Origin of the sequence: Pantoea sp. WMus005 (assembly GCF_013415305.1) — a bacterium.
GTDB lineage: Bacteria > Pseudomonadota > Gammaproteobacteria > Enterobacterales > Enterobacteriaceae > Pantoea > Pantoea rara.
This window is the reverse complement of record NZ_JACBXU010000001.1, coordinates 288263-313872: the sequence shown is the minus strand read 5'-3', so window position 1 is coordinate 313872 and position 25610 is coordinate 288263. Positions and strand designations below refer to the sequence as shown.

General features: G+C 57.3%; 26 protein-coding genes and 1 pseudogene. 7 read left to right on the top strand and 20 right to left on the bottom strand.

Annotated elements, in window-relative coordinates:
• Nucleotides 1-11: 11 nt before the first annotated feature.
• From cvpA to HZZ01_RS01445, 9 genes are all read right to left on the bottom strand, one after another.
• Nucleotides 12-497 (bottom strand): colicin V production protein, encoded by a 486-nt coding sequence (gene cvpA / locus HZZ01_RS01485; protein WP_003854265.1) that lies wholly within the window; start codon nucleotides 495-497, stop codon nucleotides 12-14.
• Nucleotides 498-761: 264 nt separating this feature from the next.
• Complete coding sequence (gene dedD / locus HZZ01_RS01480; RefSeq protein ID WP_179895205.1) at nucleotides 762-1544, bottom strand: cell division protein DedD; 783 nt, start codon at nucleotides 1542-1544, stop codon at nucleotides 762-764.
• The gene (gene folC, locus HZZ01_RS01475; RefSeq protein WP_179895204.1) at nucleotides 1534-2802 is read right to left on the bottom strand and encodes a bifunctional tetrahydrofolate synthase/dihydrofolate synthase; all 1269 of its coding nucleotides are present in this window, start codon (nucleotides 2800-2802) and stop codon (nucleotides 1534-1536) included. Before folC ends, dedD begins: the two co-directional genes overlap by 11 nt.
• A 94-nt stretch (nucleotides 2803-2896) precedes the next feature.
• Nucleotides 2897-3811 (bottom strand): acetyl-CoA carboxylase, carboxyltransferase subunit beta, encoded by a 915-nt coding sequence (accD, locus tag HZZ01_RS01470; protein ID WP_179895203.1) that lies wholly within the window; start codon nucleotides 3809-3811, stop codon nucleotides 2897-2899.
• Nucleotides 3812-3955: 144 nt separating this feature from the next.
• Entirely contained in the window at nucleotides 3956-4618 is a 663-nt protein-coding gene (locus tag HZZ01_RS01465; protein WP_179895202.1) for a DedA family protein, read from the bottom strand.
• 29 nt (nucleotides 4619-4647) lie between these two features.
• Nucleotides 4648-5451 (bottom strand): tRNA pseudouridine(38-40) synthase TruA, encoded by an 804-nt coding sequence (truA, locus tag HZZ01_RS01460; RefSeq protein ID WP_179895201.1) that lies wholly within the window; start codon nucleotides 5449-5451, stop codon nucleotides 4648-4650.
• A 2-nt stretch (nucleotides 5452-5453) separates the two neighbouring features.
• Nucleotides 5454-6461: an aspartate-semialdehyde dehydrogenase gene (locus HZZ01_RS01455; RefSeq protein WP_136199010.1), complete on the bottom strand. Its 1008-nt coding sequence runs from the start codon at nucleotides 6459-6461 to the stop codon at nucleotides 5454-5456.
• A 303-nt stretch (nucleotides 6462-6764) separates the two neighbouring features.
• Nucleotides 6765-7898 (bottom strand): 4-phosphoerythronate dehydrogenase PdxB, encoded by a 1134-nt coding sequence (gene pdxB / locus HZZ01_RS01450; RefSeq protein ID WP_179895200.1) that lies wholly within the window; start codon nucleotides 7896-7898, stop codon nucleotides 6765-6767.
• 55 nt (nucleotides 7899-7953) lie between these two features.
• Nucleotides 7954-8733, bottom strand: a complete 780-nt coding sequence (locus HZZ01_RS01445; RefSeq protein WP_179895199.1) for a helix-turn-helix domain-containing protein — start codon at nucleotides 8731-8733, stop codon at nucleotides 7954-7956.
• Between the two features lie 98 nt (nucleotides 8734-8831).
• Here HZZ01_RS01445 and HZZ01_RS01440 point away from each other — a divergent pair, with 98 nt between their 5' ends.
• Nucleotides 8832-9731: a DMT family transporter gene (locus HZZ01_RS01440; RefSeq protein WP_179895198.1), complete on the top strand. Its 900-nt coding sequence runs from the start codon at nucleotides 8832-8834 to the stop codon at nucleotides 9729-9731.
• On the opposite strand, the gene HZZ01_RS01435 is transcribed toward HZZ01_RS01440, so the two are convergent.
• Nucleotides 9712-11100: a sensor histidine kinase gene (locus tag HZZ01_RS01435; protein WP_179895197.1), complete on the bottom strand. Its 1389-nt coding sequence runs from the start codon at nucleotides 11098-11100 to the stop codon at nucleotides 9712-9714. The genes HZZ01_RS01440 and HZZ01_RS01435 overlap by 20 nt on opposite strands.
• On the bottom strand, nucleotides 11091-11762 hold the full coding sequence (gene tctD, locus HZZ01_RS01430) for a transcriptional regulator TctD (protein ID WP_179895196.1): 672 nt from the start codon (nucleotides 11760-11762) through the stop codon (nucleotides 11091-11093). Before tctD ends, HZZ01_RS01435 begins: the two co-directional genes overlap by 10 nt.
• Before the next feature lie 120 nt (nucleotides 11763-11882).
• On the opposite strand from tctD, the gene HZZ01_RS01425 reads away from it, so the two are divergent.
• From HZZ01_RS01425 to flk, 4 genes are all read left to right on the top strand, one after another.
• The gene (locus HZZ01_RS01425) at nucleotides 11883-12863 is read left to right on the top strand and encodes a tripartite tricarboxylate transporter substrate binding protein (RefSeq protein ID WP_179895195.1); all 981 of its coding nucleotides are present in this window, start codon (nucleotides 11883-11885) and stop codon (nucleotides 12861-12863) included.
• A 12-nt stretch (nucleotides 12864-12875) separates the two neighbouring features.
• Entirely contained in the window at nucleotides 12876-13307 is a 432-nt protein-coding gene (locus tag HZZ01_RS01420) for a tripartite tricarboxylate transporter TctB family protein (protein WP_179895194.1), read from the top strand.
• Nucleotides 13308-13317: 10 nt separating this feature from the next.
• Complete coding sequence (locus tag HZZ01_RS01415) at nucleotides 13318-14823, top strand: tripartite tricarboxylate transporter permease (protein WP_179895193.1); 1506 nt, start codon at nucleotides 13318-13320, stop codon at nucleotides 14821-14823.
• A 113-nt stretch (nucleotides 14824-14936) separates the two neighbouring features.
• Nucleotides 14937-15983, top strand: coding sequence for a flagella biosynthesis regulator Flk (gene flk, locus HZZ01_RS01410; protein ID WP_179895192.1), 1047 nt, complete (start codon nucleotides 14937-14939; stop codon nucleotides 15981-15983).
• Nucleotide 15984: 1 nt separating this feature from the next.
• Here the strand turns inward: flk and HZZ01_RS01405 are convergent.
• Nucleotides 15985-16242 (bottom strand): annotated as a pseudogene (locus HZZ01_RS01405) (rhodanese-like domain-containing protein); the annotation flags it as partial.
• 117 nt (nucleotides 16243-16359) lie between these two features.
• Nucleotides 16360-17580 carry a beta-ketoacyl-ACP synthase I gene (fabB, locus tag HZZ01_RS01400; protein WP_179895191.1) on the bottom strand — a complete coding sequence of 407 codons (1221 nt, stop codon included), beginning with the start codon at nucleotides 17578-17580 and terminating at the stop codon, nucleotides 16360-16362.
• 154 nt (nucleotides 17581-17734) lie between these two features.
• Between fabB and mnmC the strand changes: the two genes are divergently transcribed.
• Nucleotides 17735-19741, top strand: a complete 2007-nt coding sequence (mnmC, locus tag HZZ01_RS01395) for a bifunctional tRNA (5-methylaminomethyl-2-thiouridine)(34)-methyltransferase MnmD/FAD-dependent 5-carboxymethylaminomethyl-2-thiouridine(34) oxidoreductase MnmC (RefSeq protein ID WP_179895190.1) — start codon at nucleotides 17735-17737, stop codon at nucleotides 19739-19741.
• Between the two features lie 33 nt (nucleotides 19742-19774).
• On the opposite strand, the gene HZZ01_RS01390 is transcribed toward mnmC, so the two are convergent.
• The 6 genes from HZZ01_RS01390 to prmB are packed head-to-tail and all read right to left on the bottom strand — an operon-like array spanning nucleotide 19775 to nucleotide 24361.
• Entirely contained in the window at nucleotides 19775-20059 is a 285-nt protein-coding gene (locus HZZ01_RS01390) for a YfcL family protein (protein WP_003854283.1), read from the bottom strand.
• 32 nt (nucleotides 20060-20091) lie between these two features.
• A complete protein-coding gene (locus HZZ01_RS01385; RefSeq protein WP_003854284.1) occupies nucleotides 20092-20637 on the bottom strand; it encodes an elongation factor P hydroxylase in 546 nt (181 codons plus the stop codon).
• Nucleotides 20638-20656: 19 nt separating this feature from the next.
• On the bottom strand, nucleotides 20657-21460 hold the full coding sequence (locus HZZ01_RS01380) for a sulfite exporter TauE/SafE family protein (protein ID WP_179895189.1): 804 nt from the start codon (nucleotides 21458-21460) through the stop codon (nucleotides 20657-20659).
• 8 nt (nucleotides 21461-21468) lie between these two features.
• Nucleotides 21469-22293, bottom strand: a complete 825-nt coding sequence (gene mepA / locus HZZ01_RS01375; protein ID WP_179895188.1) for a penicillin-insensitive murein endopeptidase — start codon at nucleotides 22291-22293, stop codon at nucleotides 21469-21471.
• A 4-nt stretch (nucleotides 22294-22297) separates the two neighbouring features.
• A complete protein-coding gene (gene aroC, locus HZZ01_RS01370; protein ID WP_136198655.1) occupies nucleotides 22298-23383 on the bottom strand; it encodes a chorismate synthase in 1086 nt (361 codons plus the stop codon).
• A gap of 45 nt (nucleotides 23384-23428) precedes the next feature.
• Complete coding sequence (prmB, locus tag HZZ01_RS01365; RefSeq protein WP_033783751.1) at nucleotides 23429-24361, bottom strand: 50S ribosomal protein L3 N(5)-glutamine methyltransferase; 933 nt, start codon at nucleotides 24359-24361, stop codon at nucleotides 23429-23431.
• 159 nt (nucleotides 24362-24520) lie between these two features.
• On the opposite strand from prmB, the gene smrB reads away from it, so the two are divergent.
• Nucleotides 24521-25069 carry an endonuclease SmrB gene (gene smrB, locus HZZ01_RS01360; RefSeq protein ID WP_031590577.1) on the top strand — a complete coding sequence of 183 codons (549 nt, stop codon included), beginning with the start codon at nucleotides 24521-24523 and terminating at the stop codon, nucleotides 25067-25069.
• 31 nt (nucleotides 25070-25100) lie between these two features.
• Here the strand turns inward: smrB and sixA are convergent, their stop codons facing one another.
• Nucleotides 25101-25583 carry a phosphohistidine phosphatase SixA gene (gene sixA / locus HZZ01_RS01355; RefSeq protein WP_179895187.1) on the bottom strand — a complete coding sequence of 161 codons (483 nt, stop codon included), beginning with the start codon at nucleotides 25581-25583 and terminating at the stop codon, nucleotides 25101-25103.
• Between the last annotated feature and the right edge of the window lie 27 nt (nucleotides 25584-25610).

Here is a 25610-nt window from a genome sequence, read left to right as displayed (position 1 = left end):
TCCCGGTCACATCACCGGGGTAAAAAACTCGACGTGCTTTTCAGGTAATCAAAAAACCACCTGATGATATAACTGAACTCGGGAATGAGTTGAGACTGTTGCCAGTCCGGACTTTTGGAAAAGCCAGTGAATGTATCAAGGAAGAATAGCAAGGCGGCTACAATCAGCACCCCACGCAACGCCCCGAAACAGACGCCCAACACCCGGTCGGTTCCCGACAGGCCGGTTTTCTCCACCAGCGTGCCGATAACGTAGTTCACAATCGCCCCCACAATCAGGGTAGCCACAAACAGCACACCAATAGCGATACCGTTACGAACCAGTTCGTCGTCAAAACCTGTAAACCAGACTGCAAGGTAGGCGTAGTAATGACTGGCGACAAAAAACGCACATCCCCAGGTAACGAGAGATAAGGCTTCCCGGACAAACCCACGAACGAGGCTGACCAGAGCCGAAAAACCAACTACCGCAATAATGACGTAATCAATCCAGATCATGAACTCTTCCAGCGCCAGTGCAATTGCACCCCTGCATCCAGTTCGGGGCGCATTCTAACAGAAAAAGAAAACGTTTGCGTAGCGGTTTTCTTTTTCTGCATCCATAAAAAAGGCGATGAAAAAAACCTCAATCGCCCGGGTGATTCTCAGCCGAATAGATCGTTGAAAATCTTCACTATTTTTCGCTGTAGTGCGCCTTTTACGCACTACCTGCCGGGCAAAAGACGCTGCCTGTTACTGCTATCGGCAGCGCCAATCACAGGGTTAGCGGGCGCTGTACGGTTTTACGACACCGCCCAGTCCTGAGATGCTTTTCAGCTCGCCAACCGCGCTCTGCATTTTAGCTTTCGAGGCATCCGGCCCCACGTAAATGCGGGTGATCTGACCCTGTACCGGCGTTGAAGGCACAGTAAAGGCGCGATAGCCCGACAACCGCAACTGCGCGACGATCTCATTGACTTTGCTGGCGTTTTTCAGCGCACCTAACTGCACCACATAAGCCTGCCCTGCCGGTGCCGTTGTCTCGGCCGCTTTAGGTGCCTCTTGCTGCTTCGGCTGTTCGACCGCTTTAGGCGGTTCTTCCGACTTCGGTTTAGGCTGTTCCACGGCTTTTGGCTTCTGCTGTTCGACCGGTTTCTGCTTAGGCTGCTCAGTGACTTTAGGTTTCTGCTGCTCTACCGCTTTCGGCTTCGTCACCGTCTGTGCAGGCACAGACTGATGAACCGGCGGCGGCGAGACCACTACCGGATCGCTCTCTTCATCCGGCTGAGTCCGCCCCTGCTCTGCCGTGGCGTTGTTTTTGCCATTGCCATTACTGCTGCTGACCGCATTGCCCGCGCCTTCCGGCGGCTGTGCCGGCAGCGACTGAGTGACCGGTGGCACCATTTCGCTGTCCTGCTGATCATCAGGTTTCGGCACCAGCGGAATGGCAGCGAACTCTTCTTTGTAATGCTTTTTCTGACCGTCCAGCAGCCCTGGTAGCACAATCACGCCAACGGCGACCAGAATAACGGTGCCGACTAAACGGTTCTGAAACTTACTTGCCACGTCCTTTCTCCGTTTCAATCGATTCCATGACCTGTGCAACGGTGTGGAATGAACCACAGACCAGCACAGTGTCCTGCGGCGCTGCCCGCTGGCGTGCCTGCTGCCAGGCGAGCTCAACCGAGCTAAAGGCTTCGCCCTGCGACAGGCAATCCAGCAGTTGCTCAGCACTGGCGCCGCGTGGACCGTCAAGCGGTGCGCAGTACCAGGCATCGACCATGGGTGCAAGCGCCGCCAGCGTACCGGCGATATCTTTATCATGCAGCATGCCCACGACGGCATGCACTTTGCCGCGTTTCGGCAGGGTCGCCAGCCGCGACGCCAGCCAGGACGCCGCATGCGGATTATGGGCGACATCCAGAATCACGCGCGGTGATTCACTGATAGTCTGAAAACGCCCTGGCAGCATCGCCAGCGGCAGGCTGGCACGAATCTGGGTTTCACTAACCTCAAGCCGCGAGACACGCAGCGCCATCAGTGCTGTCGCCGCGTTAGGTAACGGCACCTGGGGCAGTGGCAGATCGTTCAGCTCGCCCTGCGCATCACGCAGCGACCAGCTTTCAGCCTGAACACGCCAGGACCAGTCACGCTTGCATTGTAATAGCTGAGCCCCTTTTTCCTGCGCGACCACAGCAATACTGTGAGGCATATCGGGTTCACCGACTACCGCAGGTTTTCCCGCCCGGAACACACCCGCTTTTTCACGCCCGATGCTTTCGCGGTCCGGCCCAAGCCAGTCAGTATGATCCAGTGCAATGCTGGTGACCACGGCGACATCGGCATCCACGATGTTGGTGGCATCCAGCCGTCCGCCGAGGCCAACTTCGAGGATCACCACATCCAGCTGCGCCTGGCGGAACAGATTGAGCGCAGAGAGCGTGCCAAATTCGAAATAGGTTAACGAAATATCCGCACGTCCGGCTTCAATCTCCGCAAAGCTGGCGCAGTGCTGCGCTTCACGCAGCTCCTCTCCCTGAACCCGAACACGCTCGGTGTAGCGCACCAGATGCGGCGAGCTGTAAACACCAACGCGGTAGCCCGCCGCGATCAGCAGCGTTTCCAGAGTGCGACAGGTCGTGCCTTTGCCGTTGGTACCGGCCACAGTAAAGACAAAGGGAGCAGGTTTCAGCAGGTCGAGACGAAGCGCAACCTGACGAATACGGTCCAGACCCAGTTCGATGGCCTGAGTATGCAGGTGCTCAAGATAATAAAGCCACGTGGCCAAAGGCGACGTGGCTTGAGGAAGGTGAAGATTGTCCATATGTCCCGTTTTGCTTATTTATACCTGGCAGACTGGTGCTGCGGTATACGGTGCATTGGTAAGAGGCGCGACGGGCGCGCCTCTCTATCTCCTGTCAGGCCTCGTTGCTTTCCGATTCAGTCGTCGCAGGAGCGGACTGTTCACCGTCATGCAGCGGTGCCGGCAGGTTCATCATTTTTGCCAGCAGGCTTGCCAGTTTGTAACGCATTTCCGGACGACGAATGATCATATCGATCGCGCCCTTCTCAATCAGGAACTCACTGCGCTGGAAGCCAGGCGGCAGTTTTTCACGCACGGTCTGCTCGATCACGCGTGGACCGGCAAAACCGATCAGCGCTTTGGGTTCTGCGATATTGAGGTCACCCAGCATCGCAAAACTGGCCGAAACGCCACCCATGGTCGGGTCAGTCAGCACGGAAATATACGGAAGACCGCGCTCACGCATTTTGGCCAGAGCCGCACTGGTTTTCGCCATCTGCATCAGCGATTGCAGCGCTTCCTGCATACGGGCACCACCACTGGCGGAGAAGCAGATCAGCGGGCAGTTATCTTCTAATGCCTGCTCAACCGCACGCACAAAGCGCGCACCGACGACAGAACCCATTGAACCGCCCATAAAGGCAAATTCAAAGGCTGCCGCAACAACCGGCATGTCGTGAAGCTGACCTTTCATGACGACCAGCGCATCTTTCTCGCCGGTATCTTTCTGGGCCGCTACCAGACGGTCTTTATACTTTTTGGAGTCACGGAACTTGAGCAGATCTTTAGGTTCAAGTTCACTGCCCAGTTCAACCATTGTGCCCTGATCCAGGACACTGACGAGGCGCTCACGGGCATGCATACGCATGTGATGGTCGCACTTCGGGCAGACCTCAAGATTACGCTCCAGCTCGGCGCGGTAGAGAACCTGACCACAGCTGTCACATTTGGTCCAGACCCCTTCCGGGATACTGGCTTTGCGCACAGGCGTTCCGGTGCTTTTATTAAGAATGCGTTCAATCCAGCTCATTGATGACCTTTCTGTTTAAAACTGACCTGGTCCAGTCGTCTTGATACTGCTGAAAACCGCTTCAGCAGACGGTAAATGTCGCTCATTAAACCACAACCTGTTCAGACTGTGGATAAAAATCTGGTCTTACCCCTGAGCGAAGTCTTATGGCTGCTTCTGCTGCTTAGCCTGACGGCGATGACGCCAGACTTCAATCACACCTGGCAGAATCGAGACCAGGATAATGCCAACAATCAGCAGCTTCAGGTTTTCCTGCACCACCGGCAGATCGCCAAACAGGTAGCCGGCGTAGGAGAACAGCAGCACCCACAACAGCGCACCCGTCACGTTGAACAGTGCAAAGTGGCGATAGGACATATGGCCCATACCGGCCACAAACGGCGCGAACGTCCGGACGATCGGTACAAAGCGCGCCAGAATAATGGTTTTTCCGCCGTGACGGGCATAAAACGCATGGGTTTTATCCAGATGGCTGCGACGGAAAATCTTCGAGTTCGGGTTACTGAACAACCGTTCGCCAAACAAGCGGCCAATGGTGTAATTCACCGCATCGCCCAGAACCGCCGCTACCACTAACAATGCCGCCATAATGTGCACATTGAGATCGTTACCCGGCAGCGCGGCCAGAGCGCCCGCCACAAACAGCAGCGAATCACCCGGAAGGAATGGCGTCACCACCAGTCCGGTTTCACAGAACAAAATCAGGAACAAAATAGCGTAAATCCAGATACCGTACTGTGCAACCAGTTCGGCCAGATGCACATCGATGTGCAGAATAAAATCGACCAGAAAATGGAGAAACTCCATAGCGCGCCCTTTTAAGTCCTGAAAGTGAATTAATCCGCGAGGAACAATGGTCCCATCGACGGCTGTGGTAACGCAAAGTGGGATGGGTAATCCACCGCCACCAGATACAACCCTTCCGCCCGGGCTGTGGCTGCGGCTAATGTCCGATCCTTCGCCGCCAGCAGCGTTGCCATCCATGACTCCGGCTTATTGCCGCAGCCTATCTCCATCAGGCTGCCCACGATATTGCGCACCATGTGGTGCACAAAGGCGTTGGCTTTGATATCCACAACCACGTAAGGGCCCTGACGCGTCACGTTGAGGTGAATCACGTTGCGCCATGGGGTACGCGACTGGCACTGCACCGCGCGGAATGAGGTGAAATCATTCTCGCCTAACAAACATTGCCCGGCGCGCTGCATCTTCTCCGCATCCAGAGGATGGTAGAAGTGCGTCACGCCCTGCGCCAGCACGGCCGGACGCAGACGCTGATTGTAGATCAGGTAGCGATAGCGTCGGGCCGTGGCGCTGAAGCGGGCATGAAACTCATCCGGTACCGCTTTCACCCAGCGCACTGCAATATCCGGCGGCAGGTTAGCGTTCACGCCCAGCGTCCAGGCACCATCAGGTCGCTGCGATGTCGTTTCGAAATGGACCACCTGCCCCGTTCCGTGAACGCCTGCATCGGTGCGGCCCGCACAAAAAATGCTGACCGGATGATCGGCGACTTTCGACAGCGCGCGCTCTACCTTCTCCTGCACGCTGCGGACTTCATTCTGACGCTGCCAGCCGTAGTAACGGCTACCGTCATACTCGATGCCGAGCGCCAGTTTTTGCGTCTGACCATCGGACATGGTTACAGATACTCCTGAACCAGTTTCTCAGCAGTTTTCACCGCCATCAGCGCGCCGCCAAAACGAATGTTGTCCGCCACTGACCAGAACTGCAGCAACTCCGGAATACCGTAGTCGTTGCGTACCGCGCCAATGCTCAGCTCGCCGTTGCCTGAGGCATCCGTAACCGGCGTCGGCACTTCATCCTCTTCGCTCAGACGAATATCTGACGCCAGCGCCAGCTCAGCACGTGCTTCTTCCGCAGAGAGCGGGCGCAGGTTTTCAATGTGCACAATCTGCGCATTACCGTAGAACACCGGCGCCTGTACGCTGCTGACCGCAATCGGTAAGCCTTCGTCCTGCAGTACCTTACGCACCTGATCAATCAGACGGCGTTCGCTTTCAACGCTGCCTTCTGCGTCGGCCTGTTGCGGCATCAGGTTAAACGCCAGCTGACGACCAAAATGGTGCTCATCGGCTGGAATACCATTCAGCAAGCGGGCACTTTCCCCGGCCAGCGCATCCACCGCCACTTTGCCGTAGCTGGAGACCGAAATCAGGTTAGTCACCTGTAAACGACTTAATCCGGCCGCATCCACCAGCGGTTTAATTGCGGTCAGAAGCTGGCTTACCAGATTGTCCGCCACGCTGATGATGTTGCGATTACGATAATCTGCCAGCACCTGTGGGTTCACATCCGGCACCACCAGCGGCACATCGGGTTCCAGCGCAAACAGCTCGCTGCTGTCGATCACCAGACAACCGGCGTTGGCCGCTTCATCGGCAAACCGCGCCGAAGCATCACGGCCCGCCACGAAAAAGGCCAGCTGCGCCTGTGACCAGTCGAACGTTTCAGCATTTTCGACCCGCACCGAGCGGCCCTCGTAACGCTTGATTTCGCCCGCGCTGTTTTCGCTGGCCAGCAAATATAATTCACCAACCGGGAACTGGCGTTCCGCCAGCAGTTCCAGTACAGCGTTCCCTACTGCGCCTGTCGCGCCAAGTAGCGCAATATTCCAGCCGTCAGACATGTTGGTTTACTCCAGACAATGACATAAAAACAGAAGGCGGTGATATTCACCGCCCAGGGATTCAGATTTATCCCCGTCGTCTTTCACGTTGCATCTTTGTTGGCTGCATTCACTCACCGGAATCACTTACCTGAGTAAGCTCATCGGGATTCGTTCTTTCGCCGCCTCAATGCAACCCGAAATCCAATGGGTATATCCCCCCAGAAACCGCCGTCATGCAGACATGCCAGCCTTGCGCGTCTTCCGTTCACTGAATGATTCAGTGCGGGAAACCGCGCCGGGACGACTGACCGGCAGCGCCCGTTATTTCGGGGAGATGATTGCGTTAAAGCCCAGCTGGTTCAGCATCTCAGCCGTTGTGGCGTCATCACATGTCACCTGCAGCGACGACCATTCGCGACGCTCCAGATACTGCTTGCGCAGGCGATCAAACTCGCCGGGTTTGGCCGCCACTTTACGCAGGGGGGCATCATCGCGGCGCACATCATACACCAGATGCGCCAGGCGTTTCAGCGTTGGCTGATCCAGCGGGCCATTCAGGGTGATTTCACTGAATTCCGGCACCGGCAGCAAGCTACTGAGCGGCACCTGCTGCGGCTGACCGATAAAGTCACACCAGGCTTCAAACACCTGAGTCGTGCCGCGTGCTTTGCCTTCCAGCGTGTAGCCCGCGATGTGTGGTGTGGCGATGTCGACCTTATCGAGCAGCGCCAGCGAGAGATCCGGCTCCGGCTCCCACACATCCAGCACGACACTGAGATCGTGGCGCATTTTCAGCACCTCCAGCAGCGCGCTGTTGTCCACCACCGGGCCGCGACAGGCGTTAATCAGAATGGTGTTGGGTTTCAGCGCCATCAGCAGCGCCGCATCCGCCAGATGCCAGCTTTTATAGGGACCGTCTTTAAACAGCGGGGTATGGAACGTCAGAATATCAGCCTGCTCTGTCACGGCTTCCAGCGACAGGAAATCCCCCTCGTCACCGCGATCGGCGCGCGGCGGATCGCACAGCAGGGTTTTGATGCCCCAGGCTTCCAGCCGCTTTTGCAGCCGCCCGCCAACATTACCGACGCCGACAATGCCGACCGTGCGGTCACGCAGCGTAAAACCATCGCGTTCTGCCAGCAGCAGCAGCGCAGAGAAAACATATTCCACCACCGCAATGGCGTTGCAGCCAGGTGCGGCAGAGAACGCAATGCCCGCCTGCTGCAGCCAGTGTTCGTCGATATGATCGGTGCCCGCCGTAGCGGTTCCGACAAATTTCACCGGTTTTCCTGCCAGCAGCGCCTCATTCACCTGGGTGACTGAGCGCACCATCAGGCCATCGGCATCGGCGAGTTCAGTCACCGGTAGTGGACGTCCCGGCACCGCGACCACGTCGCCAGTCCGGCTGAATAACTCGCGGGCATAAGGCATATTTTCATCGACCAGAATTTTCACTGCGGCTTTCCTGTCAGTTACCTATCAGGCGATTATTCTGGCACAAAGCGACGCGTTAGCCTAACCGTGCACGGTAGCGTTCGGGCGTCGTTCCCGCCTGTTGCTGGAACATCACAATCAGCGCCGAGGCGGAACTGTATCCCAGCTCATGGGCGATGCTCTGCACGCTTTCCCCCTGCTCCAGCAGCACGATGGCACGCAGAAACCGCAGCCGCTGCCGCCACTCGCCAAAGGTCATATGAAGCTGCTGCTGGCAGCGCCGCGCCAGCGTCCTTTCGGTCGTAAAGACCCGCGCCGCCCAGCCCGCGAGCGTGGTGTTGTCGCCTGGATGCGCTTCCAACGCATGTAACACCGGCGCGAGAAACTTATCGTCAGAGGTGGGCAGATAGCTTTCCTGCACCTGCGCCAGCTGCAGGCGATCGCGCAGGACCTCGCACAGCCGCCACTGCGCATCCGTTTCCGGTTGCTCGATCTGCTGCTCAGCAAACGCATCCATTATGGCGTGAGCGATCGGATCGACCCGCAGCAGGCAGGCGCGCCGGGGTAAGTCGGCGCATAAAGGGGCTGCCAGATTAAAGGTCCGGAACTGTGCCTGACGATGGTTATAGCTACTGTGAAGCTGACCGGGCGGGACCCAGACCGGAATATCTGCCGGGGTAAGCAATCGTTCACCCTCGACCTGCATCTCCAGTACGTGACTTTTCACCATGATCAGCTGGCCCCAGGCATGGGCATGCGGCAGATATTCTGTACGGGCATTGGCCTGTTCGTCACGCATAAAGTAGCGTAACTGTGGCGCATCCACCGGCGGCTGGTAGGTCACTTTCAGGGTCATTCTGTCCGCTCAACGACTCATTTTGTCCGATATTAACTATCTGGATAAATCCGGACAAGCGTACACTGCGCCTCATTAATGGCGTGTGGAGAGTCAGCATGTTTTTCCTGTATCCGCTCTTTGCGGTAATGATCTGGTCGATCAATTCAATTGTCAGCAAACTCTCGGCCAGTGCAATTGATCCCGCGGCGATCTCATTCTATCGCTGGCTGCTGGCGCTGCTGGTGCTGACGCCCTTTGTACTGCCGGGCGCGTGGCGCGCGCGTCAGGTCATTAAACCGCACCTCTGGCGTCTGGCGATCCTTGGCCTGCTCGGCATGGTGCTCTATCAGAGCCTGGCCTACTACGCGGCTCACAGCGTCAGCGCACTGTTTATGGGCATTATCGGCGCCCTGATCCCGCTGCTTACCGTGCTGCTGAGCGTGGTGATTCTGCGGATTGCGCCGACGCTCGGTATCCTGCTGGGAAGCATCATCTCCTTTGGCGGCCTGGTGTGGCTGGTCAGTGAGGGCAACGTGATGCAGCTGCTGAATCATGGAATGGGCAAAGGGGAGCTGATGATGCTGGCCGCCTCCACCTCTTACGCACTGTATGGCGTTCTGACCAAACGCTGGGGGCTGCCACTGCCGATCTGGCAAAGCCTCTATGTGCAGATTTTATTCGGCGTGCTGCTGTTACTGCCCGGCTTTTTACTGGCACCCGACGTCGCGCTCAACCGGCACAATCTGCCACTGGTCGCGTTTGCCGGACTGTTCGCCTCCATCATCGCTCCCTTTTTGTGGATCCACGGTGTGCAGCGTCTGGGAGCCAGCACCACCAGCATCTTTATGAATCTGACCCCGGTATTTACCGCGGTGATTGCGGTGCTGTTTTTGCATGAGCAACTGCACAGTTACCACTGGATTGGTGGCGGCCTGACGCTGGCCGGGGTCATTCTGGCGCAACGGTTACGTACACCGTTATCCCGTCGCAAAGCGGTCAGCCTGCGACAGAGGTAAACAGAACGGTTACCCGCAGCCCCCCGAGCTGCGGGCTGCGATCCAGCTGCATCGTGGCGCCATGCCAGGCACAAATATCCTGAACCAGCGCCAGACCAATACCCGCTCCAGGCTGCATGCCCACATTGTCCAGCCGCTGAAAAGGCTGCAGCGCTTTAGCCTGGCTGGCATCCTCAATGCCCGGACCGCTATCCTCAATTTCCAGTTTTCCTGCTGTCACACGCGCCGTCACCACGCCATTGTGAGGCGTATATTTAATCGCGTTATCCAGCAGGTTGGCGCATAACTCCCCCAGCAGCACCCCGTCACCCACCACCTGATGACACTCTTCGCCCTCATAACCGAGGTCAATCAACCGGGTTCGCGCCGCCGGGTAGCGGCTGAAACAGGCTTCACGCACAATGGCTGCCAGATCGACGCGCGCCATCGGCTTATCTTCACCATGCCGCGCCTTGATGCGGGCCAGCTGTAGCAGACGATCGGTGAGTAAAATGGTCTCATCCAGCGTATGGCGCATGCCGAGCAGGCTCTCCTGCCACTGTTCCGGACGATCGCTGCTGAGTGCCACGCTGACCTGGGTTTTCAGAATGGTCAGCGGGGTACGAAGCTGGTGTGCCGCGTCGGCGCTGAAGCGATCCTGACGTGCCAGCAGCCCGCGCAGACGTTCCAGGTAACGGTTAAACGCGATGATTAACGGCTGAAGCTCTGACCAGGGTAACGATGGCAGTGGCGTTAATTCCCCCCCGTCACGCTGTAAGACAATACGTGACAGTCGGCGCAGGGGCCGTAATACCCTGCGCAGCATCAGACTGGCCAGCAGGAGCGTCATCAGGACCAGCCCGCTCTGACTGATTAGTGCGGTGCGCATCAGTCCGCTGGCGAACTCCTGACGAGAATTAATCGTCTCAGCCACCAGGACCAGCGCCATCCCTTCGACACCCGCCTCGCTCACCGGTTGCCAGAGTGCCGCAACGCGAATGCGATGCTGGTGATAGCGGCCATCATAAAAGTGCACCAGCGCCGGATAGGCGGTCGACATTTTACTGGCGGGCGGAATCGGCGGCAGATCGTCGTAACCGGAAAGGGTTTTTCCCTGTGGAGAAATCACCTGATAAAACAGCTGATCATTCATATTGCGTTCAAAGCTGTCGAGCACCACCCAGGGAACATCCACCTCCAGATGTTGCTGGCGTACCACCAGCCGTTCTGCCACGGTACGCGCCGAGGCCAGCAGTGAGCGGTCGTATGCCTGGTTGGCTGCCGCCAGCCCGCTCTGATAATGGGTATACACCGACAGCGCCCACAGCAATAACAGTGGCAGACCCAGCCACGCCAGCAACTCGCCGCGCAGCGAGTGAATCAGCCGCACGACAGCGTTTCCAGGCTGTAGCCCAGTCCGCGCAGCGTCACAATAGCCACGTCGCTGCCCGCCAGTTTTTTACGCACCCGATGTACATACAATTCAATGCTCTCCGGGCTGGCCTCATCCGCCAGGGTAAAAGTCTGTTCATAAAGATGCTGGCGGGAAACCGGCCGGCCGTGACGTTGCATCAGAGTGGTGAGGATACTTGATTCGCGCGGCGTCAGCGCCAGCGGCCGTTCTGCCAGCAGAAAATAACCTTCGCCATCCAGCACCAGCTGGCCCAGTGACTGACTTTGCGCGGCCTGGCTCTGACTACGCCGCAACAGCGCCCGTAATCGCGCTTCCAGTTCATCCAGTTCAAACGGCTTGGTCAGGTAATCATCCGCCCCGAGATTGAGGCCGCGCACCCGATCATCCAGCGCACTGCGCGCCGTTAATAGCAACACGGGCACACCCTGTCCTCGCCGCCGCAACCGCGTCAGCACTTCCAGTCCATCAATGCGTGGCAGCGAAACGTCCAGCACGACCAGCGCATAGGCTTCACATTGCAACGCGTGATCGGCGGCGATCCCATCCGCAACCCAGTCAACGGCGAACCCCTTTTGGGTCAGCGCTTTTTGCAGCCAGCGTGCCAGCTCAACCGTATCTTCCACCAGTAAGAGACGCATATCACATCCTGTCATTAAATCCGGGCAGTGAAAGGTAAATGAAAGGTAACTGTTTTAACAATTCAGTAACGCCGATATTACGGCTGTAATCACACTCTGGAAGAATGAATGGAGCGCACGATGAAAAAAATAATCCATACCGCCCTTACCTCTGCTTTGCTGGCTCTGATGATGCCTGCTGCGAATGCCGCTGAAGGCCCTGGCCGTACCGAATGTATTGCTCCAGCCAAACCGGGCGGCGGATTCGATCTTACCTGTAAGCTGTTGCAGGTCTCGCTGCAGGAAACGAAACAAATTGAAACCCCGATGCGCGTGACCTATATGCCAGGCGGCGTGGGTGCGGTGGCCTATAACGCCATCATTGCCCAGCGTCCGGCGGAAGCGGGCACGGTGGTCGCCTTTTCTGGCGGATCGCTGCTGAATCTGTCGCAGGGCAAATTTGGCCGCTATTCGGTCGACGATGTGAAGTGGCTGGCAGCGGTGGGCACTGATTACGGCATGGTCGCCGTACGAGAAGATGCGCCGTGGAAAACCCTGGGCGAACTGATGGCAGCAATGAAAGAAGATCCGACCAAAGTGGTTGTCGGTGCCGGTGCCTCAATCGGCAGTCAGGACTGGATGAAAACGGCCTTGCTGGCGCGCGAAGCGGGCATCGATCCCCGCAAGATGCGTTATGTCGCCTTTGAAGGCGGTGGTGAACCGGTAACGGCCCTGCTCGGCAATCACATTCAGGTTGTCTCCGGCGACATGAGTGAGATGGTGCCACACCTGCAGGGTGGAAAAATGCGGGTGCTGGCGGTGATGTCCGATCAGCGTCTTCCCGGTCCGTTGGCTAAGGTCCCCACTGCCAAAGAACAAGGTTTTAACATTGTCTGGCCTGTCATTCGCGGCTACTACCTCGGTCCCAAAGTCAGCGATGCCGATTATCAATGGTGGGAGCAGGCGTTTAAAAAGATGGTGGATACCCCGGAGTTTAAAAAGCAACGTGATATGCGTGGTCTGTTCGAATTTAACCTGTTCGGACAGGAACTCGATAGCTACGTGAAAAAGCAGGTGGCGGATTATCGTGAGAAAGCGAAATCCTTTGGCCTGGCCAAATAAGCGGAGCGCATCATGAGCGATCGTATTTTTGCTGGCCTGTGGCTGGCGCTGTGTCTCGGCGGCATGGTGGTAGCCTGGCAAATTCAGAGCGAATACAGCTACGAACCGGTGGGTCCCCGGCCTTTCCCGATGGCGGTCCTTGGCCTGATGGCCGTCTGTGCCCTGCTGATGCTGTTTCGTAAACCCGACACCATTCACTGGCCATCCCCCAGCACGCTGAAACGTCTGGTGGCGCTGGCGACGATGATGCTGCTCTATGGCTGGCTGTTTGAAACGCTGGGCTTTGCCATCAGTACAACACTGCTGACATTTGGCATTGGCTTGCTGTTTGGTGCGCGCTGGTGGGCAGCGGCCCTGTCCGGCGTGGTAATGGGCACCACACTTTTTTATGCCTTTGATCGTCTGCTGGAAGTGACCCTTCCGGTCGGCAGCTGGCTGAGTTAAGGAGAGCATCATGGATACCTGGTCCTTTTTAATGCAGGGCTTTGCCGTCGCCATGACGCCAGAGAATCTGCTGATTGCCCTGATTGGCTGTTTTATCGGTACTATCGTCGGCTTGCTGCCGGGGCTGGGGCCGATTAACGGTGTGGCGATTCTGATGCCGCTGGCCTTTGCCTTGCACTTACCGGCAGAGTCGGCGCTGATTCTGCTGGCAACGGTTTATATCGGCTGTGAATATGGCGGGCGAATCTCCTCGATTCTGCTTAACGTGCCAGGTGATGCCGGGGCGATCATGACCGCGCTGGATGGTTATCCGATGGCACAGCAGGGCAAGGCGGGTGTTGCCCTGTCTATTTCAGCCGTCAGTTCATTTATCGGTTCGACCATCGCTATCCTTGGCATTATTCTGTTCGCTCCGCTGCTGGCCAGCTGGTCGCTGGCGTTTGGCCCGGCGGAATATTTTGCGCTGATGGTATTCGCCATCGCCTGTCTTGGCAGCATGATGAGCCACAATCCCCTGAAGTCATTCCTCGCGGCGCTGATAGGTCTTAGCATGGCCACGGTGGGCGTCGATGCCAATACCGGGGTGTACCGCTTTACCTTTGACAGCGTTCACCTTTCCGATGGTATTCAGTTTGTGGTGGTGGTGATTGGTCTGTTCTCAGTCAGTGAAATTCTGCTCATGCTGGAGTCCACCCATACCGGACAGAAAGCGGTCCGCGCCAGCGGTCGCATGATGTTCAATATGAAAGAAGCCTCCATGGCAACTGGCGCAACGCTGCGATCCTCGTTTATCGGTTTCTTCGTGGGTGTGTTACCGGGCGCAGGCGCAACCATCGCCAGTGCCATCGCCTACATGACTGAGAAAAAGATCAGCGGCAGCGATCAGTTCGGTAAAGGTGATATTCGCGGTGTAGCTGCGCCGGAAGCGGCGAACAACGCCTCTGCCTGCGGCTCGTTTATCCCGATGCTGACGCTGGGTATTCCCGGCTCAGGGACGACGGCGGTGATGGTCGGTGCCTTAACGCTCTATAACATCACGCCTGGACCGGCGATGTTTGTTGAACAGCCGGATATTGTCTGGGGATTGATTGCCGCATTGCTGATTGGCAACGTGATGCTGTTGATCATGAATATCCCGATGATTAACGTCTTCGCCCGCATGTTAACCATTCCATTGTGGTTTCTGGTACCGGCTATCGCCGCCATCTCGGCCGTGGGTGTTTACGCGGTACACAGCACCACCTTCGATCTGCTGTTGATGGTCGGGCTGGGGATCTTCGGCTATATCCTGCGTAAAATGGATTTTCCGATGTCGCCGTTAATTCTGGGGTTTGTGCTGGGTGAAATGCTGGAGCAGAACCTCCGTCGTGCGCTGTCGATCAGCAACGGGAACATGGTGATTCTGTGGGAAAGTCTGATCTGTAAAATCCTGCTGGTGCTGGCGATTGGCGTCCTGCTGGTGCCGCCGGTCTGGAAGCGCTGGCGTCGTCATCAACTGAAGCGGACAGAGGCATAATTCTCCTGCCGAAACGCGTACGCCCCCGTGGGATTTCCCGGGGGCTTTTGCTATCATGGCCTATTCTTTTTCCGGCGCACCCCACGCTGTTCTGTTTTCCCAAGGAATCCGCCATGCAACCTCTCAGCGGCCCCGGTGCGCCGGTCGATCGTTCATCTGTCAATCCACAAACCGGCGTCACGCGCCAGGGTTCTGTGGCCGGTGAACAGCCGCTTTCTCCTGCGCAGCGCACGACGTTAGAACGTCTGATCGTGCGCATTTCGTCGCTCAGCAATCTTAAGGCACCTGAATTGTGGGCGGGCGTCCGTCATGAAGTAGGCGTAAAAAGTGAAGCGGAGCTGCAGTCGCGCCATTTTCCGGCAGCAGAACAGTATCTGAATAATCGCCTCACGCAGACGCAGAACGGACATGCGACACGCCAGCTGATGACCCAGCTCACCGATTTGCTGCCAAAAGGCAATAACCGACAGGCCGTCAGTGATTTCATCCGTCAGCAGTTTGGTCAGACCGTACTGAGCGCGCTGAGCCAGGATCAGCTGCGCCAGGTGCTGACAATGCTGCAGAACGGGCAAATGACGATTCCTCAGCCGCAGCAGATCCGCGTCAGTGACCGCACGCTGTTGCCTGCCGAGCACCATACGCTGAATCAGCAGGTGGTCCGCCTTGCCGCGGCTACCGGCGAGTCCACTGGTAAGCTCTGGACGGCTGCGCTGAAACTGGTGAATCTGACCAGCGGCGATCCGATCCCGTCGCGCCACTTCCCGCTGCTGACCCAGTATCTCCAGGTGCGGCAGACGCTGAGTCAGCACAGCGCTCCGACGCTCCATTTGCTCGAAGCCTCGCTGAAACAGCCGCTTGATCAGCAGGAGCGGCAGCAGCTGGAGGATTACAGTCAGCAGCGTTTCCAGGCTACACCCCAGACGGTGCTGACGGTGACTCAGACCCAGGATCTGCTGAACTTCCTGTTCAGCCGTCGCGCTGATCGGGCAGAAAAAATTCTCGAGCAGCCGCTGGCGCCCAGCGAGATCAGACCGCAGCCGATCTGGTCGCCGTTTGTCGCGTCACTGCCGCCTGCAGTTCAGCCTCTGGCACAGCGTCCCCTGTTGGGTTTCTTTGTCGTTCTGGTTGCCATCACCCTGATACTTTGGCTGGTACTCTGAGTTAACAGCCACAGGATGCTTTGGGCGCGGCGAGGGGCCATTCGCCCGGTGCATCACCCCAGGTCAACGGATGACCGTCACGTTTCCAGAAATCCAGCCCGCCAATTAATTCCTTCACCTGAAACCCCAGCGATGCCAGCTTCAGGGCCGCTTTCGTCGAGCCGTTACAGCCAATGCCGTCACAATAAATGACATACACTTTGCTGCGGTCAAGCCGGGCCGTCGTGATGGCGTCCATCCCGCGATGTGGAAAGTTTAAGTTGCTGCGGCTACTGCAGCGGGAAAGTTAATACCGAGGGATAAATGCGGTAACGCAGATGGGCTGTAAAAACAAAAAGGGCCGGCAAGCCGGCCCTTCAGAGTGCTGACGTAATGATTACGCCTGATATTTACGCATGGTCAGCGTGGCATTGGTGCCGCCAAAACCAAAGCTGTTAGACATCACGGTGGTCAGCTCTTTTTCCATCGGCGCAGTGACGATGTTCATACCGGTTGCGGCAGCGTCCAGCGAGGTGATGTTGATGCTTGGCGCGATAAAGCCATGCTCCAGCATCAGCAGCGAGTAAATCGCTTCCTGCACACCCGCGGCACCCAGCGAGTGGCCGGTCATCGCTTTGGTAGCTGAGATGTGTGGCGTGTTATCGCCAAACACTTCACGAATCGCACCCAGCTCTTTCACATCGCCCACCGGGGTAGAGGTTCCGTGGCTGTTCAGATAGTCGATAGGTGTATCGACACCGTGCATTGCCATCTTCATGCAGCGCACTGCACCTTCCCCTGATGGTGCGACCATGTCTGCACCGTCTGAAGTTGCACCGTAACCGACGATTTCGGCATAGATGTGCGCACCACGTGCCAGCGCATGTTCCAGCTCTTCAACTACCACCATGCCACCGCCACCCGCGATAACAAAACCGTCGCGCTCATTGTCATAAGTGCGGGACGCTTTTTCTGGTGTGTCGTTGTAACGGGTAGAGAGCGCGCCCATGGCGTCGAACTCACAGGCCATTTCCCAGCACAGCTCTTCGCCGCCGCCCGCAAAAACGATATCCTGCTTGCCGAGCTGAATCTGCTCAACGGCATTACCGATACAGTGCGCCGAGGTGGCACAGGCAGAGCTAATCGAGTAGTTTACGCCATGAATTTTGAACGGCGTGGCGAGGCAGGCAGAAACACCCGAAGCCATCGCTTTGGTGACCACGTAAGGACCAACCGCTTTCAGGCCGCGTGGGCTGCGCATTGCATCAGCACCAAACACCTGGAAACGTGGAGAACCGCCGCCTGAACCTGCAATCAGACCCACACGTGGGTTGCTCTGATACATTTCATTGGTGAGGCCGGAATCTTTAATCGCTTCTTCCATGGAAAGATAAGCATAGATGGACGCATCACTCATAAAACGCACAACTTTGCGATCGATGAGGCCGGTGGTATCTAATTTAACGTTACCCCAGACGTGACTACGCATGCCGGAATCTTTCATCTCTTCAGAAAAGGTGATGCCAGAGCGTCCTTCACGCAGAGATGACAGCACCTCCTGCTGGTTATTACCAATACTGGAAACGATCCCTAAGCCAGTAATCACAGCACGTTTCATTCAATCTTCCTCATCCACTTCTTCTTAATTGGCATGCACTCTAGCGTACACTTGTACGCCGAACAAGTCCGATCTGCTATTTCCTTTTGTAAATTTGCGTCATGTCACGTGGGTCGCTAGAATCGCGCCACTGCCTGAAAAACGAGCCTTTACCGTGAAATTAACACCGGTTGAACATGCGCAGCTAAACTGGAATGAACAGGGTACACCTGTTTCCCGAGCGTTTGGCGACGTCTATTTCTCTAATGACAATGGTCTGGAAGAGACACGCTATGTCTTCCTTGGCGGCAACGGTTTTCCCCAGCGTTTTGCCGGGCATCCGCGCGATCTGCTGATTGTGGCGGAAAGCGGTTTTGGCACCGGCCTCAATTTTCTGACGTTGTGGCAGGCATTCGATGCATTTCAGCGCGAACAGCCCGATGCCACTTTAAAACGTCTGCATTTCATCAGCTTTGAGAAATTTCCGTTAACTCGTGACGACCTGGCGGCAGCGCAGCAGCACTGGCCTGAACTGGCCCCCTGGGCCGAAGCACTGCAGGCGCAATGGCCCGCTGCCCTGCCCGGCTGTCAGCGACTGCTGTTTGACGGCGGTCGCATCACGCTCGACCTGTGGCTGGGCGATATTAACCTGCTGATGGGACAGCTTGATGACAGCCTGAATCGTCAGGTGGATGCCTGGTTCCTGGATGGTTTTGCGCCCTCGAAGAACCCGGACATGTGGACGCCAGAGCTGTTCGGCATGATGGCAAAACTGGCGCGCCCGCAGGGAACTTTCGCGACCTTTACTGCCGCAGGTATTGTCCGGCGCGGCCTGCAACAGGCGGGCTTTGCGGTCATCCGCCGCAAAGGATTTGGCCCGAAGCGCGAAATGTTATGCGGGCCGTTGCAGGATGCGCCGCCGTTACCCGGCACGCAGCCCTGGTATCATCGACAATCTGCACAGCAGCGCGACATTGCCGTGATTGGTGGCGGTGTTGCCAGTGCCACGCTGGCGCTGGCGCTGCTGCGCCGCGGCTGGCGGGTCACGCTTTACTGCGCCGATGACGCGCCCGCCCGGGGCGCGTCCGGCAATCGTCAGGGAGCGCTCTATCCGCTGCTCAACCAGCATGATCCGGCACTTGCCACCTTTTTCCCGGCGGCCTTTAGCTTTGCCCGACGACTCTACGATCAGTTAACCGTAACCTATGAGCATCACTGGAGCGGTGTGCTGCAGCTGGGCTGGGATGAGAAAAGCCGTAAGAAGATTGATCAGATGCTGGCGATGGGCCTGCCTGAATCTATCGCCCATGGCGTCGATACGATAGAGGCTGAGAGGCTGGCGAATGTCGAACACGGCTGCGGCGGCATTTTCTACCCGCAGGGGGGCTGGCTCTCACCGGCCGAGCTGACTACTGCGATGCTGACGCATGCCGAAACCCAGGGATTGCGTATCCACTGGCTGCACCGCGTAAGCGAGCTGTCCCGGGATGATGATCTCTGGACGCTGACGTTCAGCGATCGTCCGGCAGTCCGTCATGCAACGGTGGTACTGGCAAATGGCCATGCGATTGCCGACTTTGCGCAGAGCGCCCCGCTGCCAACCTATCCGGTGGCTGGTCAGGTGAGCCATGTTCCCTCGACACCGGGCCTCGACGCACTGCAAACCGTACTCTGTTACGACGGCTATCTGACGCCAGTCAGCCCGCAGTCTGGCACCCACTGCATTGGCGCCAGCTATCATCGTGGCGATACTGCAACCGCTTATCGGGAGGACGACCAGCAGGAGAACCGCAGCCGCCTGGTGCAGTGTCTGCCTGACAGCCCGTGGGCAGAGTCGGTAGATGTCAGCGACGGTGAAGCAAGAATGGGTGTGCGCTGCGCCACGCGGGATCATCTGCCGATGGTCGGCAGCGTGCCACATTATAACGCTACGCTTATGCAGTACGCCGATTTACCGGCTGAGCGGCTCGCAGGTCATGATATCCCGGACGCACCTGATCTTGCGGGTCTGTATCTGTTTGGGGCGCTGGGATCGCGCGGCCTGTGCAGTGCACCGCTGGCGGCCGAAGTTCTGGCAGCCCAACTGACGGGCGAACCGCAGCCTCTGGATGCCAGTACACTGGCAGCGCTCAATCCGAATCGTTACTGGGTGAGGAAATTACTGAAGGGAAAAGCGGTTTAGCGGATGCTGAGGGCGGCACGCCGCCCTGTAGCGTTATGCGGAGAGCTGGCGTGCCTGAACAAACAGGTTATCCCACATCCCGACCACTAATGCCTGATCGCGCGGTGAGAGTTCCCCGGCAGCAATGGCATTCTGCAGGCTGCGGGAGACCTGAATCTGCAGCGCTTCTGGCGTATGTTCGCCCAGTTGCTCCACTTCAGCGACCGCCAGGGTCAGATGTCCGCGCAGATAACCGCTGGCGAACAGTTCATCGTCACTGGCATGCTCGACCATGTCGTCAATCAGGGCCAGAATACGCGCTTCAAATTCTGCGATCATCTCAATTCCTCTTTTAATAATGCCTTCCTGCATCACAGATCGTCCGGCCAGGGAAACTGTGACGCGGTTAAAGAAGGCCTGCCATAAAATTCCGCCAGGGCGGTAATAAAACGCGCGGGACGGTCGGGAATGCCCGACGTCAGATAGCTCATAACCTGAGCATGTACTTTACGCTGGAACGCAATGCGATCCGGCTCACAATCTCCGTCGAGATTGTCACAACTCACGTTGAAGGGAAAGCCTGCCGCCGTACAAAACATCCACTCCAGCGCCTGAGGCTTTACTTCCACCGCTTCAAACTGGCTCTGCGTCAGCGCATCGCGGCCATCCGGACAATACCAGTAGCCAAAATCGACCAGTTTACGGCGGGCTTCACCAGCAATGCACCAGTGAGAGATTTCGTGCAGAGCGCTGGCGTAAAAGCCGTGGGCGAAGACCACGCGGTTCCACGGGGACTCTGCATCAGCAGGAAGATAGATCGGTTCATCATCGCCTTTGATTAGACGGGTCTGAAATTCATCGCTGAAACAGCGATCAAACAGCGTGATCAGCTGTTCATAATGATGAGTCGGGTTCATGACGGTATCACGTTTTAGGTTACGAATGCAGCGTGGCCAGCCAGGCCAGAACGTCGCTGCCGTGGCTATCCCACAGTAATTTAATGCTCATGACGGCAGAGACAATCACCACCATCGGGCGGATCAGTTTCTGTCCGCGGCTCAGCACCAGCCGGGCCCCCAGACGTGCACCGCAGAAAGCGCCGAGCATCATAACAAGGCCAGTTCCCCACACCACTTTGCCGCCAAAAATAAAGAACAGCAGGCTGCCAAGGTTTGAGGTGAAGTTGAGCACCTTGGCATGGGCGGTCGCTTTGGCCAGGTTATAGCCGCAGAGCGTAACGAAAGCCAGCGCATAAAAGGAGCCTGCGCCCGGTCCGAAAAATCCGTCGTAGAATCCCACGGCTCCGCCACCGACCAGCGCATAGGCCAGGCCGTGCAGGCGTCGCGCCTGATCGACTTCACCCAGGCGCGGCATCAGCAGGAACCACAAGCCAATAGCGATTAAAAACAGCGGCAGCATCTGGCGCAGGAAATCCGCCTGCAGGCGCTGAATCAGTATCGCGCCCAGCACCGATCCCAGCAGCGTCATGGCGATGTTGAGCCACTGCTCATTCAGGTTGACCGCACCACGCCGGACAAAGTAGAGACTGGCGGAAAACGATCCGCCTACCGATTGCAGTTTATTCGTCGCCAGCGCCTGAGCCGGAGAGAGGCCCGCAGCCAGCAACGAAGGTACCGTAAGTAATCCCCCGCCACCCGCGATTGAATCAATGAAACCGGCGAGCATGGCGATTGAAAACAGCAGCCCGACCAGCAGCGGGCTGACCACAAACCAATCCATGGGATCCCTTACAGTAAATGTTTATCCAGCAGGGCCTGACAGGCAGGCGGTAACGGCGGTGGTTCACGTTTCACCGGCGCGCCAGAACCCGGTTGTTTCGGCAGGAACCAGCTCTGCAGTTCGGCGCCACAGCCATCGCCCGGAGGCGGTGCGGGCTGATCTTCACAACCGATACTGCCGGCCGGGCAGCGCAGCCGCACATGCATATGGGCACGATGAGCAAACCACGGGCGGACTTTACGCAGCCAGTCACGATCGTTGCCCGCATCGGCACAAAGCTGCTTTTTAATCGCCGGATTGACGAAGATGCGCGTCACATCGTCATCTTTCGCCGCCAGTTTGATCAGGCTGTCGATTTCCGGCTGCCAGTGGCGCGCAATAACATTTTTATCGCCCGGCCCGACCAGATCAAGCGGCTGCGGCTTCAGCAACTTCTGCGCACTCCAGCGGGTTTTTGGCAGTTGCAGCCAGATATCCACATCCAGTCCGGTCTGATGACTGGCGTGACCGCTGCTGAAACGCCCGCCAGCTGCCATGCCCATGTCACCAATCAGCACGTTACCCAGTTGCAGATTATGCACCTGGGTGCTGAGCCGCTGAATAAACTGAATCAGATCGGGATGGCCAAAGTAACGCCGCTGATCCTGACGCATCACCTGATAGTAAGGTGAATTCAGCGGCAGCGACTGCGCGCCAACGATACAGCCGTTGGCAAACCCACCGATGGACTGCGGTGTGCCGCTAATCGGCTGCTGAATATTCTGCCACGGCGTCGCCGCAAGGCTGGAGGCGCTGATCAGCAGCGCACTCAGGGTAAGGAGAAGCGCCTTCATCCCATCACCAGCGCGGCACGGAGCTGTTAACGTCACCGTTCTGCGCCCGCTGGCGCAGCAGATGATCCATCAGGACGATCGCCATCATCGCCTCCGCGATCGGCACGGCACGGATCCCCACGCAGGGATCGTGGCGACCTTTAGTGATCATCTCCACTTCTTCGCCGTCGCGGGTAATGGTTTTGCCCGGCACGGTGATGCTGGAGGTCGGTTTCATCGCCACATTGGCGCTGATGGTCTGGCCGCTGCTGATGCCGCCCAGAATACCGCCCGCGTGGTTGCTCTGGAAACCATCGTGGCGGATCTCGTCACGGTGCTGGCTACCACGCTGGTTAACCACCGCAAAGCCGTCACCGATTTCAACGCCTTTCACGGCATTAATGCTCATCAGCGCGTGCGCCAGATCGGCATCCAGTCGATCGAAGACCGGCTCGCCCAAGCCTGGCGGCACGTTCTCAGCCATGACAGTGACTTTAGCCCCAATGGAGTCGCCCTCTTTTTTCAGGCCGCGCATCAGCTCATCCAGCGCTTCGAGCTTGTCAGCATCCGGGCAGAAAAATGGGTTCTCTTCTACGATGCTCCAGTCTTTCAGCTCGCAGGCGATATCACCAATCTGTGACAGATAGCCGCGCACGACAACCCCATGTTTCATTTGCAGATATTTCTTGGCAATGGCACCGGCTGCCACGCGCATCGCGGTCTCGCGCGCCGACGAGCGGCCACCGCCACGGTAGTCGCGCTGACCATATTTCTGCTCATAGGTGTAATCAGCATGGCCCGGACGGAACAGATCTTTGATCGCGCCGTAATCCTGCGATCGCTGATCGGTGTTCTCAATCAGCAGACCAATCGAGGTACCGGTGGTCACCCCCTCAAACACACCGGACAAAATTTTCACCTGATCCGGCTCGCGGCGCTGGGTGGTATAGCGCGATGTGCCTGGACGACGGCGATCGAGATCATGCTGAATATCGGCTTCGGTCAGCGGGATACCTGGTGGTACGCCGTCAACGATGCAGCCCAGCGCAAGACCGTGGGACTCGCCAAAGGTGGTTACTCGAAAAAATTGCCCGATGCTGTTTCCGGCCATGCTGTTTCCTTCTCAGGGTTTGGCGGGCGATGCTTCGCCCCACTTTTAGTCTTTATAAAAAGAGAAATGGTGTTGTGCGTCGACAATCTGCTGGCGCGTCAGCGTAAAGACGCCGTCACCGCCGTTGTCGAATTCCAGCCAGGTAAAGGGCACATCGGGATACTGCTCGATCATGTGCACCATGCTGTTGCCCACTTCGCAGACCAGGACGCCCTGCTCGCTGAGATAATCCGGTGCACAGGCCAGAATACGGCGCACCAGCTTCAGGCCATCGCTGCCTGCCGCCAGACCCAGCTCAGGTTCGTGGCGATATTCGTTTGGCAGATCATCCATGTCTTCCGCATCAACATACGGCGGATTCGTGACGATCAGATCGTATTTCAGCTGTGGCAGTTCGCGGAACAGGTCAGCACGAATCGGCGTCACCTGATGAATCAATCCATGCTCTTCAATGTTTTGCTCGGCGACGGCCAGCGCACCGGTGGAAATATCCACGGCGTCCACTTCCGCTTCCGGGAAGGCATAGGCGCAGGCAATCGCGATGCAGCCGCTGCCGGTACACATATCAAGGATATGACGGGGCGGCGTGCTGACCAGACCGGCAAAGCGGTTCTCAATCAGTTCGCCAATCGGTGAGCGTGGTACCAGCACGCGCTCATCCACAAAGAATTCGTGGCCGCAGAACCAGGCTTTATTGGTCAGATAGGCGACCGGAATGCGCTCGTTGACGCGACGGATAACGCGCTCAACGATCAGCAGACGTTCGCTGGCGGTCAGACGCGCACTGCGCATATCTTCCGGAATATCCAGCGGCAGCCAGAGTGACGGCAGGACCAGTTGAACGGCTTCGTCCCAGGGATTATCTGTGCCATGTCCGTACCAGATTCCGGCAGCGGAAAAGCGGCTGACCGCCCAGCGCAGCATGTCCTGAATGGTGTGCAGTTCATTCACTGCCTCATCGACGAAAATTTTGTCCACGTAGCCCTCCGCAGGCCTTTTGCTAAATCGGCCAGTAGTGTGCCATGAAGCCGGGGAGAATTCAGCGCAGCGAGGTGAAAAAGCTGACATTTAATGACACTTAACGGTAAGGTAGCGGCTCTGCTGTGTGACAGCCTTTTCTGATATGACTGACCTGCCATGAGTAAAAAAACGCCACTAAGCCCGGATGATCAAGCGCTATTTCGCCAGTTAATGACGGGAACGCGGCAGTTAAAACAGGACACCTTTGTCCACAAAGCGCCGGTGAAAACCCGCCAGATCCCGGTAAAGCGTCTGCTTTCAGAGCAGGCGGATAATAGTCACTACTTTTCGGATGAGTTTCAGCCGCTGCTCTCAACCGAAGGCGCTACCCGTTACGTACGCGCCGATGTCAGCCACTTTGAGCTGAAAAAATTGCGTCGTGGCGACTATACGCCGGAGATTTTCCTCGATCTGCACGGTTTAACGCAGCAGCAGGCCAAGCAGGAACTGGGGGCATTGATCGCCGCCTGCCGCCGTGAACATCTGTTCTGCGCCAGCGTTATGACCGGTCATGGAAAGCATATCCTGAAACAGCAGACGCCGCTGTGGCTGGCCCAGCATCCGTGGGTGATGGCTTTTCATCAGGCACCAAAGATGTTTGGCGGTGACGCCGCGCTGCTAGTTTTGATTGAGATTGAGGAGTGGCAACCGCCTGAGTTGCCTTAGGAGAGGGGCCGGAATAATCGGCCCACAGATGTCAGATTGCTTTAGCCAGTTTTTTGGGACTGACCTGCCACAGCAGTTTACCGGCACTTGCCGCGGGATCGAATTCCACGCAGGCAATAGCGGAAGTGGCAAACATTGGCGGTGCTTCCTGCGGGCACAGTTCCGAGACTAAATACCCCACCAACGGCAGATGTGAGATCACCAGAGCCGATTTCACGCCTTCATTCGCCAGGGCCTGCAGATAGCACCCCACCATTTCAGCATCGCCGCCCGGCGTTAACTCCGGCAGAACGTCCTGGCCTTCCGGCAGGGGAAAAGCTTCACGCACGGTTGCCAGCGTTTGCTGCGCGCGTAAATAGGGACTCACCAGAACTCGCTCAATGTCCGGCGTCTGACTGTTAAGCCAGTTGGCCATCTGACGTGATTCATTACAGCCACATAAGGTCAAAGGCCTGACTGAATCACTGGCTGCTTCCAGAGCCGCATCGCCGTGACGCATGATAAAAACTTGCATAAAGCACCGCTGTTGTTTGTCGACATC

Excerpts from the sequence above, each read along its gene's own strand:
- folC (WP_179895204.1), bottom strand. The coding sequence starts at position 2,802 with ATGGACAATCTTCACCTTCCTCAAGCCACGTCGCCTTTGGCCACGTGG.
- HZZ01_RS01380 (WP_179895189.1), bottom strand. The coding sequence starts at position 21,460 with ATGGATTGGTTTGTGGTCAGCCCGCTGCTGGTCGGGCTGCTGTTTTCA.
- mepA (WP_179895188.1), bottom strand. The coding sequence starts at position 22,293 with ATGAAGGCGCTTCTCCTTACCCTGAGTGCGCTGCTGATCAGCGCCTCC.
- HZZ01_RS01455 (WP_136199010.1), bottom strand. The coding sequence starts at position 6,461 with ATGTCTGACGGCTGGAATATTGCGCTACTTGGCGCGACAGGCGCAGTA.
- HZZ01_RS01415 (WP_179895193.1), top strand. The coding sequence starts at position 13,318 with ATGGATACCTGGTCCTTTTTAATGCAGGGCTTTGCCGTCGCCATGACG.
- sixA (WP_179895187.1), bottom strand. The coding sequence starts at position 25,583 with ATGCAAGTTTTTATCATGCGTCACGGCGATGCGGCTCTGGAAGCAGCC.
- cvpA (WP_003854265.1), bottom strand. The coding sequence starts at position 497 with ATGATCTGGATTGATTACGTCATTATTGCGGTAGTTGGTTTTTCGGCT.
- tctD (WP_179895196.1), bottom strand. The coding sequence starts at position 11,762 with ATGCGTCTCTTACTGGTGGAAGATACGGTTGAGCTGGCACGCTGGCTG.
- HZZ01_RS01390 (WP_003854283.1), bottom strand. The coding sequence starts at position 20,059 with ATGATCGCAGAATTTGAAGCGCGTATTCTGGCCCTGATTGACGACATG.
- HZZ01_RS01425 (WP_179895195.1), top strand. The coding sequence starts at position 11,883 with ATGAAAAAAATAATCCATACCGCCCTTACCTCTGCTTTGCTGGCTCTG.
- HZZ01_RS01440 (WP_179895198.1), top strand. The coding sequence starts at position 8,832 with ATGTTTTTCCTGTATCCGCTCTTTGCGGTAATGATCTGGTCGATCAAT.
- truA (WP_179895201.1), bottom strand. The coding sequence starts at position 5,451 with ATGTCCGATGGTCAGACGCAAAAACTGGCGCTCGGCATCGAGTATGAC.
- aroC (WP_136198655.1), bottom strand. The coding sequence starts at position 23,383 with ATGGCCGGAAACAGCATCGGGCAATTTTTTCGAGTAACCACCTTTGGC.
- fabB (WP_179895191.1), bottom strand. The coding sequence starts at position 17,580 with ATGAAACGTGCTGTGATTACTGGCTTAGGGATCGTTTCCAGTATTGGT.
- HZZ01_RS01385 (WP_003854284.1), bottom strand. The coding sequence starts at position 20,637 with ATGAACCCGACTCATCATTATGAACAGCTGATCACGCTGTTTGATCGC.
- smrB (WP_031590577.1), top strand. The coding sequence starts at position 24,521 with ATGAGTAAAAAAACGCCACTAAGCCCGGATGATCAAGCGCTATTTCGC.
- HZZ01_RS01445 (WP_179895199.1), bottom strand. The coding sequence starts at position 8,733 with ATGACCCTGAAAGTGACCTACCAGCCGCCGGTGGATGCGCCACAGTTA.
- HZZ01_RS01465 (WP_179895202.1), bottom strand. The coding sequence starts at position 4,618 with ATGGAGTTTCTCCATTTTCTGGTCGATTTTATTCTGCACATCGATGTG.
- flk (WP_179895192.1), top strand. The coding sequence starts at position 14,937 with ATGCAACCTCTCAGCGGCCCCGGTGCGCCGGTCGATCGTTCATCTGTC.
- accD (WP_179895203.1), bottom strand. The coding sequence starts at position 3,811 with ATGAGCTGGATTGAACGCATTCTTAATAAAAGCACCGGAACGCCTGTG.
- HZZ01_RS01420 (WP_179895194.1), top strand. The coding sequence starts at position 12,876 with ATGAGCGATCGTATTTTTGCTGGCCTGTGGCTGGCGCTGTGTCTCGGC.